The 8821-nt window shown below is 41.3% G+C and carries 8 protein-coding genes and 1 tRNA gene; 6 read left to right on the plus strand and 3 right to left on the minus strand.

Annotated elements, in window-relative coordinates; translation table 11 throughout:
* Positions 1–8: 8 nt before the first annotated feature.
* The gene (locus tag CJ260_RS06485) at positions 9–320 is read left to right on the plus strand and encodes an MTH1187 family thiamine-binding protein (protein ID WP_095629606.1); all 312 of its coding nucleotides are present in this window, start codon (positions 9–11) and stop codon (positions 318–320) included.
* A 186-nt stretch (positions 321–506) separates the two neighbouring features.
* On the opposite strand, the gene CJ260_RS06490 is transcribed toward CJ260_RS06485, so the two are convergent.
* The 3 genes from CJ260_RS06490 to CJ260_RS06500 all read right to left on the minus strand — a co-directional run bounded on the left by CJ260_RS06490 (position 507) and on the right by CJ260_RS06500 (position 1987).
* A tRNA-Ser gene (locus tag CJ260_RS06490) sits at positions 507–597 on the minus strand.
* 59 nt (positions 598–656) lie between these two features.
* Positions 657–1628, minus strand: a complete 972-nt coding sequence (locus tag CJ260_RS06495) for a YafY family protein (protein WP_095629607.1) — start codon at positions 1626–1628, stop codon at positions 657–659.
* 68 nt (positions 1629–1696) lie between these two features.
* Positions 1697–1987, minus strand: coding sequence for a hypothetical protein (locus CJ260_RS06500; RefSeq protein ID WP_095629608.1), 291 nt, complete (start codon positions 1985–1987; stop codon positions 1697–1699).
* Positions 1988–2728: 741 nt separating this feature from the next.
* Here CJ260_RS06500 and CJ260_RS06505 point away from each other — a divergent pair.
* From CJ260_RS06505 to CJ260_RS06525, 5 genes are all read left to right on the plus strand, one after another.
* Entirely contained in the window at positions 2729–3409 is a 681-nt protein-coding gene (locus CJ260_RS06505; protein ID WP_158221378.1) for a class I SAM-dependent methyltransferase, read from the plus strand.
* Positions 3410–3411: 2 nt separating this feature from the next.
* Positions 3412–4953: a radical SAM protein gene (locus tag CJ260_RS06510; protein WP_158221379.1), complete on the plus strand. Its 1542-nt coding sequence runs from the start codon at positions 3412–3414 to the stop codon at positions 4951–4953.
* Between the two features lie 13 nt (positions 4954–4966).
* On the plus strand, positions 4967–6175 hold the full coding sequence (locus tag CJ260_RS06515; protein WP_095629611.1) for a radical SAM protein: 1209 nt from the start codon (positions 4967–4969) through the stop codon (positions 6173–6175).
* Between the two features lie 625 nt (positions 6176–6800).
* Positions 6801–7037 (plus strand): DNA translocase FtsK, encoded by a 237-nt coding sequence (locus tag CJ260_RS06520; protein ID WP_158099967.1) that lies wholly within the window; start codon positions 6801–6803, stop codon positions 7035–7037.
* Positions 7038–7247: 210 nt separating this feature from the next.
* The gene (locus CJ260_RS06525; protein ID WP_095629612.1) at positions 7248–8813 is read left to right on the plus strand and encodes an AbgT family transporter; all 1566 of its coding nucleotides are present in this window, start codon (positions 7248–7250) and stop codon (positions 8811–8813) included.
* Positions 8814–8821: the final 8 nt, after the last annotated feature.

Below are 8821 nucleotides of genomic sequence, written 5' to 3' on the forward strand. Positions count from 1 at the left end.
GTTATATAATGAATACGTTAGTAGCCGTTTGCATTGCTCCCTGCGGTACGGGAGACTCTTATTCGCCATATGTGGCGCAGGTGGTAAAAATTATCCGCGAGTCAGGCTTGACGAGCCGTACGAATTCCATGTTTACGGAAATCGAAGGCGAGTGGGACGACGTCATGGCTGTCGTCAAAAAAGCCACCTTTTATTTGGCCGAGCAGGGATTGCGCACGGAAGTCGTGCTGAAAGCCGATATCCGGCCGGGCCATACGCATATGATGGAGCATAAGCCCGCTGCCGTAGAAGCCATACTGCAGAAGGAAACACAAGCATAATATTCTCGAAGTATATGTGCAAGAGGACGACGCAGGCGCCGTCCTCTTGTGTGCTTTTCTAAAAGAAGTAGTATGCGATGATAGAATTGGATAGACCATGCATGTATCATGGCGTTCCTGACGGATTTCTTTGCACAAAAAAATGAGCAGCCTTGAATTTCTTCAAGACTGCTCATTTCAATAATTTGGCGGAGTGAGAGAGATTCGAACTCTCGCAGGCCTTGCGACCTCTAACGATTTAGCAAACCGTCCTCTTCAGCCTCTTGAGTATCACTCCACATCGTCGGCTGACTAGATAAGTATACTATAGATATCAGTAGATGTCAAGGGGAAACATTACGGTAATACGTGAATATTTTTGCCTTGGCTTCGCAGCCACATAGTAATGCCTTCGCCAAATACTTCGGCTGAAATAGTATACATGTTTTCAGTTTCTTTTTCGATGACAGCCGTGGGCAGGCGATCTAAGATAGCTTCGACATCTGGCCCTGAATAAGTAAACCGAATGCGCTGCAGCCGGCCGCCGTACATGAATTGTACCCGTTTGCGAAATTCTCCTTCTTGAAACCGGTCGGCGTACAGCACGCGGAACGTATCAGGCAGGACTTTTAAGTCGGCGATTCGATCTATGCGGTATATCGTTGGGAAGGCGTCGTTGATGACGTCGAAATGCTGCTGCACGTCCTTGTCCTCAATAAAGGCAGTCAAATAGAAATAGTATTCGGAAAACATAATGGCTGCCGGTTTTAATTTGCGTGCGACCAGCTTTTTGTCTTTTGAGCGCGTATAGGCAATTTCGATATAATGATGGCTGCGGATAGCCTGCCCTATAGTCCAAAGCTTATCGATGAAAACTTTTTTATGATGCGGTTCGATGTAATGGAAGGCTTCGTTCTTTATGAGTTCGCGAATGACGTCCCGATTTTTGGCAGTTACGCAATTTGTTACTAATTTATCCAGCATAGCCGTCATTTCTTTTTTGGTAAAGGCTCGGCTGTCCAGGAGAATCTTGCAGATTGCCAGAATTTCGCTGTTGGAAAATGTAGATACATCTGTCGTTTTCATCATATAGCCTTTTTGTCGTCTGTCGTAGAATATGACATAGCTCAGCAACGTATCCTCTTCCTGCTGATATTGCAAATATTCCTGCAAATCCTTGATGTCACGCTGGATGCTGCGGACGGTTACTCCATGCCGTTTCGCTTCTTCGTCGGCATGAATGCAGCGGCCTTCCCTAAGCTTTGTATACAGACTGAGGATGCGATTGATTTTATTTGGCGTTTCTTTGCCATTATGTACTTTATACATGCGGACCACCTCATAGGTAAAGAAATTCCTTGCCTTTATTATAATCCATTCCGGCAGTCTGGCAATGGTCATGTTTTTGTCTGGGAATGTTCCGTTTCTTTTAGATGCCGCAGTATTTTTACTTGCGACGAATAGGGAAATCCGTGCTTGGGAATAGATAAATAATAACTTTCGTTCTTCCGGTCGAACAGAAGGGACATATTGGCGTGTTGTTCTTCCAGACAGTTGCGGATTGTCTGGATATCTCGTTCGACGGAACGCTCCGTTACATGATGCTCAAAGGCAAAATTTGCTTTATGAATCCGCTCGCCTTTTAACAAGCGGTAAAATAACAGCAATACGCGATGGGCTTTTTCCATATACTCACATCTTTCTTCCATGTAGTTATACAAAGATAGTATCATATGAGTACGACGATATTTGTCGTCTCAAGAAATTTTTCTATATTCTAGTGACTTTTGCAAAGGGCTTAATAGACGACAATGTTTGTTGAATATGTGGGTAATGGCAGCAGGCTATGTGCTATGAATCGTCAAAGAAATCTTTATATTTTGTCAAAAAAAAGTCAGCCGTCCTTATATTACCGGCTATTCCTGAGAGGAAACATATATGCTTTTATAAAAAGGGGGGTCATAGTAATATCGAAGTACTTTGAAAAAAGGTATAATATGATATACTTATGCCATAAATCGGTGATGTGTTCATTTTTTGATTCACGTCGACGGGGATGCGAAGCATAGCTTTTTTTGAGAATGTTATTGTTAAAATGGGGATCAACGGCAGATTGCTTAGGTAAATCTGGAGGTACATTTCTATAAAATATAAAAGGAACTTGTAAATAGCCTTTTGTGTATATGTTTTTATTTTAGTCATATGTAGAAAGACCGAAAGGTGAATTTATCTATCGGAAAGGAGGCAGAGCGTATGGAAGATAATACTCCGACTTTAATTTGTGTCACAACTTCGGAGGAAGTGGTAACGGCTTGTCACACTGATTGCGGTCCTTTCTGGAGTGATGATTAAGTTGCTTATGGTTTGTGTGCAAGGAATGGAAGGTATAGCGTATCTTTCATTCCTTCATTTTATTTATGGAGAAATGTATGATTGACAGTGTGCTTTTAAAGCTGGCAGTAACGGCAGAAAATATTTCTATATACTTGAAAAGATATCTTAGGCGTAAATATGTAAATAAATTTTTGGTAAAATATAACCTTCAAGATGGCAAAGCGACTAAAAAAAGCAATATTCATTATAATCCCTATGAAGGAACCAATGTGATGTTAATAGAACAGCTTATCCAAAGCGGAGAAATACAGCATACAGACAAAATTCTGGATATTGGCTGCGGTGCAGGGATTTTTCTTCTCTACTTAGCGGATAGAGGATTTCAAAATCTGCAAGGAATTGAAATTGATAAAGGCTTGCTTGATGTATGCAGGAAAAATATTATTCGGTACCAAAATAAAACATCTATTTTGGGGCAACGTATAGATGTTTTTCATGGGGATGCCCTTGCGATGGATATAGATGAGGACGTTGACTGTTTTTATTTGTTCAATTCTTTTTACGATGAATGTACCTATTTGAAATGGCTGGAGCAAGTAAAGGCAAGCTTGCATAAAAAGAACCGTCCTATAAAAATTATCGTCCTGTTTCCTACTGTGGCTTCCATGGGGGCTTTAAGGCAGTGCAGCTGGCTTCGGGAAAAAACGAGGGTATTATGCGAGGCTCAGTTATGCCATAGATGCGTTTATTTTTTGATATACGAAAGCGTAGGATAAATATGCGGATTCTGCTTGTTTCTATTATTCAAAGCTATAAATATGGCAATACAGGCGTTGATTATATTGCCCACTATATACGTCAAAGCTGTAAAACAGCGAGTGTAGATATTAAATATTACCATCACTTTGAAACGTGGGAAACGATCATAAATGATTTACATACCCATGACAGCTATGACATTTACGGATTTTCCATTTTTGAAACGAATTATGTGCTGTCTAAAAAAATAGCTGAATATTTAAAAAGAACACAATCCTGTCTTGTTGTTTTTGGGGGACAGTTCGTTACTATGAATTATCGTGAAATTGTTTCCGATGCGCCTATGGTGGATTATTTTATTCTTGGTGATGGAGAAGCTCCGATGCTGAGAATTATCCATTCGTATGGAAATAGAACAATTCAAAATGATGAAAATATTGCAGCAATGCATGATATCGAAGATAAGAAGGAGAATGTGGAGCAAGACATAAACCGAAAGGCCAGCTTTGATTATTATACGCAGGATACTGCAGAAGCAAATATGCAAAAGACTCACTGCATGATGACTAAATCCAACGTATGTACCGGCGCATGCACGTTTTGTTGTTCCCGAAAAGGAAGAGTGGTTTATAAAGATCCGGAGCGAATTGTTGAAGAAATTGCTTATTTAGCGACGACCTTTGGCGTAAAAAAATTTTTTATCTGTGACGATGATTTGTTTGACATTGATGGAGATGAAAACAGAGAGCGGCTCATGGTGCTGTTTGAAAAAATAGAGCAGCTGAATTTCAATTTGGCCTTTTCAGGATTTGCAAAACCAAAGGCGATTTGTAATCCCCAAAATTACGAAGTATTACAAAAAATGAATAAAATAGGATTTCATCATCTATTTTTAGGTATTGATGCCGGAAATGAATGGGATCGGAAGCTATATAACAAACGGGCTACCTTAGAAGAAGGTAAAAGGGCATTGCAACTTCTTGATGATATTGGAATTTCTCCTAGATACGGAATGATTTTTTTTAATCCGTATTCGACATTGGATTCTTTACGTCAGTCGTATCAATATTTAATAGAATTGCACTCGACGAATTACTATCATTACGGTGGACTTAGGGTTCAAGTATTGAATGGTACGAAGTTGAAAACCATGCTTCAACAGGATCATTTATTAGATCGTGAGTATTCCTTTTTGAATACCCAGGCGTATCGTTTTAAAGATCCCTCCATACAACCCATTGCTGATTTTATGGCCGATACCTTTATACCAGCAGCCGATGCCGTTACGTATCAGTTCAACACGCTGAAAAGAAAATTTGAATTAGTAAGGCATATGAATAAAGCGGCAGAAACATATGCTCCGTTAGTACATGAGTATGGAGAACGGGAATTTGAAGCAATTAAGAAATTTTTCTATTATCTATATGTTCAGCAGGATGTAATGTATTGCCAAAATCATATGAATGATTTCATTACGTCTATGAAAAGGAACGCAGAAGTTTATAAACCCATTATTCGAAAGTTAGACGAGATGTTTATTTCTACCCCTTTAAAGAAGTGAGGTGATAAGCCATATGTACGAAATAAATCAAGACGTTATTTTTGTACCAGGGACCGTTCATGGGGCAATTTATGATTTTAATTCTGGAAAGGTATATTCCGTAAATGATGCGGCCTGCAGCATTATTCATCGATACGTTGAACATAGCACTGTGCCGTCTGATGAAACCTACCTGACGGAATTGAAAAGATGCTTTTTGATATCTGAAAATTTTATCCCCCGGAATTTTAGGTTACGTAAAGATAAGACAATTCAGTTAGAAATGGCTTGGATTGAAATAACGCAGCGATGTAATCTAAGGTGTATTCATTGCTATGAAGGAAATGTCCATGTTTCTTCTGAAAATTCGTTAAGCCTGGCGCAGTGGAAAAAATGCATAGATCAATTGGCGGACTTGCACATCAAGCGGCTAATTGTCATTGGCGGGGAGCCTTGCTGCCGTAAGGATTTAGTGGATATCCTTGAATACGCATCTCAGTATCCGATGGATATTACGTTATTTACAAATGCAACGGCGTTTTCAGAGCGATTAGTACATTGCGTAGTGAAGCATGCCATTCGTGTGAAAATTTCCATGTATGGGCCGTCTGCTGAGATTCATGATAAAATTACCAATGTGAGAGGCAGCTTTAAGAAAACGACCGAAGCTGTGCAGGCGCTTGTTGCGCAAGGCGTTTCCGTTTCAGCGGCAGTTATCGTGATGAAGGAAAATGAAGCATATGTAGACGAAACGATGCAGTATGTTCGTGAATTAGGCATGAAATGCTCTCGATACGATATCATACGTAATGTGCATGGAGGGACTCAAAAGCTCCATGCACCGACCAACAAAGAGGTAATACAAAAGGTTTATCTAACGAAGCCTAATTTTAAAGCAAAGAAAGAGCAATTTTATCATAATTATAGCAGAAATTCCTGTTGGTACGGCAAAATTACAATTATGGAAAACGGCGACGTCATTCCATGTGAATTCGAGAGAAACTATAGGTATGGCAATATATTACAGGACTCTTTAGAAGAGATTATTCATAATGAGAAGACGATGTCAAAGTGGTTCTTCGATTTTAGTACCATTGAAGGCTGCAAAGATTGTGAATTTCGCTTTGCTTGCCACGATTGTCGTCCCCTTGGCCTTTCCGTTTGCGGCAGTATGAATACTAAGAATCCCAGATGTTGTTATGATGTTTATCGCGGAGTATGGGATTTAGATAGTCTGCAATAAGCGGATATAAATGTGTAGGGGTATCATACAGATGTTACCCCTACTAGATTTGAAGAACGATTGCAAATGTATAGTATTGCTTTTTAATAAAAATGCACGTATACTAATTACAGAAAGCGCGGGCAGCAAAGGCGTGTACCGTGCCGTTTTTGACAGGCATGTTAAACCGTATTCAGTGCGTTCGTACAATGTTACTTGTCAAATATCAAATACGGTAGTAGCAAGCCGTTTGAAACGAAGTATTATTATGAGGAGTTTTAGCATGTTCCATCGGTTGAGAAATTATGCAGATATAAAGAAATACGGGATAGCTCAGCTTTCGTATGAGATTACATATTCACGGGGGGGGGTATAAATATACTGTAACACATAAACAAATAAGGAAAAACAGAGGAGACGAAGGTCTCGCTATGGGTATTTTGCAAGGCAGCAGGGGGTGTATGCTGTCTTTTTTGTGCTGCAATCAAGGCACGGCGTCACTGTATATCTAGCTATACATCGTCATAGGAGAGCTTTTTTTGGCGTGAAGAGGTTAGTTTTTATACTAACGACAGATAGTGTCGTTTTGATATTGTATACTTGCCATATGCAGACAAGGATCGATAGATTGCAAGGAGGAATGACAATGAATTTTTTTGAAGACGAACTCATGAAAGCGGCTGTACAAGAAGTACTGCATCAGCAAAAAGCTTCGACGACGATGCTGCAGCGGCGGTTTCATATCGGATATAATCGGGCCCGTCGTCTTATTGAGCATATGGAAGCTGCGGGAATTATCAGCGGAAAGAATGGATATGAAGCGCGGAAGATTATCATGGATGAGACGGAAATACGGCGAATGATTCAGGATAAAAATAAATAAGGCGGCGCGAGGCAAAAAATTTGCCCAGCGCGATATGGCCCCTTTGGCAAGACGGCGCAGGTTCTTGTAAAAGGGGCGTTTTTTGTAATACTGTAAAAATAGAGAATAACTTAAATTTTAATTGTATATACATTGTTTTGTCTACTATCTTGTGGTATGATATACCACGTGACTTTATAAGAATTTAGAATATAAGAAAGGATGATATGTATGTCGCAACAAAGTCAGCCGTCTGCAGAGATTCATTCCGTAGGCGGTTTTTTGGGCTGGATTGAACGAGTAGGGAATAAAATCCCTGATATTACGATGCTGTTCATCGGAGCCTTTTTTATTACATGTATTTTGTCGGCAATTTGCTCGACTATCCATTTCGGATATATTCATCCGACGACAGGGGAAGAAATCAAGGTTACGAATATGCTGTCGCCGCAGTCGTTGGTCACGCTGATGACTAAAATGGTCAGCAATTTCGCTTCGTTTCCGCCGTTAAGCATGGTCATCGTCGCGACTCTCGGTATTGGGATTGCACAGGGATCCGGGTACATCAGCACGGGATTGAAAAAACTCCTTATCATTACGCCGAAATTCCTGCTTACGCCTATTGTCATTCTCGTCGGCATGCTCAGTCATTTAGCGCCGGACAGCGGGTATATGATTATCATTCCGATTGCAGCATATTTATTTTACGCATCTGGAAAACATCCGCTGGCAGGTGTAGCTGCTTCGTTTGCAGGGATTGCCGGTGCGTTTGCCGCCAATTACACGCCATCGGCGATCGACCCGGTTATCCAGGGATTTACGCAGATGGCTGCGCAGATTATTGACCCGACCTATGAAGTCAACGTATTGTGCAATTATTTTTACGCCTTCGGTTCGACGTTCGCGGTTATTGGCAGCTGTTGGTGGGTTACGGAAAAAATTACTGAACCCTGGTGCCGCAAGGCCTGTCCGATTGATGCGGATTTAGACTTGTCGGAAGAAGGTGTAGGAGAGATTACGCCGCAGGAAAACAAAGCTTTTTACATTGCGTCGGCAGTGCTGGTCTTAATGCTTCTCGGATTGTTTGCCGCTCTCGTGCCGGCAGATTCAATTTTCCGCGATCCCGACGGCAATATAGCCAGCTTTAAAGCGCCGGTTATGCAGTCTATCGTGGCGATTATCTTTCTGCTCGTCGGTATCCCCGGCATAGTATACGGCGTGATCAGCGGCACCTTCCGCAGTTTTAAAGATTTTACGAAATCCATGGAAGATATTACGCATACGCTGGTTCAGTTAATCGTCTTTTATTTCTTTGCTGCGCAGTTTATGTATGCCTTCGGCGCTTCGAATTTGGGGGCGCTCATTGCGATTGCCGGTGCGGAATTTTTGAAATCCTTGGCGCTGCCGCCGCAGATTACTATTTTCGGCATCATCGTATTTGTTGCCTTGCTGAATCTGCTTATCACGTCGGCTTCGGCAAAGTGGTCCATTTTGGCTCCGATTTTCGTGCCGATGCTCATGTCCGTAGGCATTGCCCCGGAATTGACGCAGGCAGCGTATCGCGTCAGCGATTCGGCGGTCAACGTCTGCACGCCTATGTTTGCGTTTTATCCGTTGATCATTATTTATTGCCAAAAGTATTATAAAAAGACCGGCGTCGGTACACTGAGCAGTTTAATGCTGCCTTATACGATTACCTTGCTCGTCGTATTGACTGTTATGCTGTATGTATTCTGGGCCCTTAACATCCCTTTGGGATTCCAGGCAGATTACGTATATCCGCGGCAAATGTTTTAATTTGCCGC

It is taken from the genome of Megasphaera sp. ASD88, from assembly GCF_002287425.1.
GTDB lineage: Bacteria > Bacillota > Negativicutes > Veillonellales > Megasphaeraceae > Megasphaera > Megasphaera stantonii.

Bases quoted from the DNA above. Each gene is read 5' to 3' on its own strand.
- CJ260_RS06485 (WP_095629606.1), top strand. From the start codon at position 9: ATGAATACGTTAGTAGCCGTTTGCATTGCTCCCTGCGGTACGGGAGAC.
- CJ260_RS06495 (WP_095629607.1), bottom strand. From the start codon at position 1,628: ATGTATAAAGTACATAATGGCAAAGAAACGCCAAATAAAATCAATCGC.
- CJ260_RS06500 (WP_095629608.1), bottom strand. From the start codon at position 1,987: ATGGAAAAAGCCCATCGCGTATTGCTGTTATTTTACCGCTTGTTAAAA.
- CJ260_RS06505 (WP_158221378.1), top strand. From the start codon at position 2,729: ATGATTGACAGTGTGCTTTTAAAGCTGGCAGTAACGGCAGAAAATATT.
- CJ260_RS06510 (WP_158221379.1), top strand. From the start codon at position 3,412: ATGCGGATTCTGCTTGTTTCTATTATTCAAAGCTATAAATATGGCAAT.
- CJ260_RS06515 (WP_095629611.1), top strand. From the start codon at position 4,967: ATGTACGAAATAAATCAAGACGTTATTTTTGTACCAGGGACCGTTCAT.
- CJ260_RS06520 (WP_158099967.1), top strand. From the start codon at position 6,801: ATGAATTTTTTTGAAGACGAACTCATGAAAGCGGCTGTACAAGAAGTA.
- CJ260_RS06525 (WP_095629612.1), top strand. From the start codon at position 7,248: ATGTCGCAACAAAGTCAGCCGTCTGCAGAGATTCATTCCGTAGGCGGT.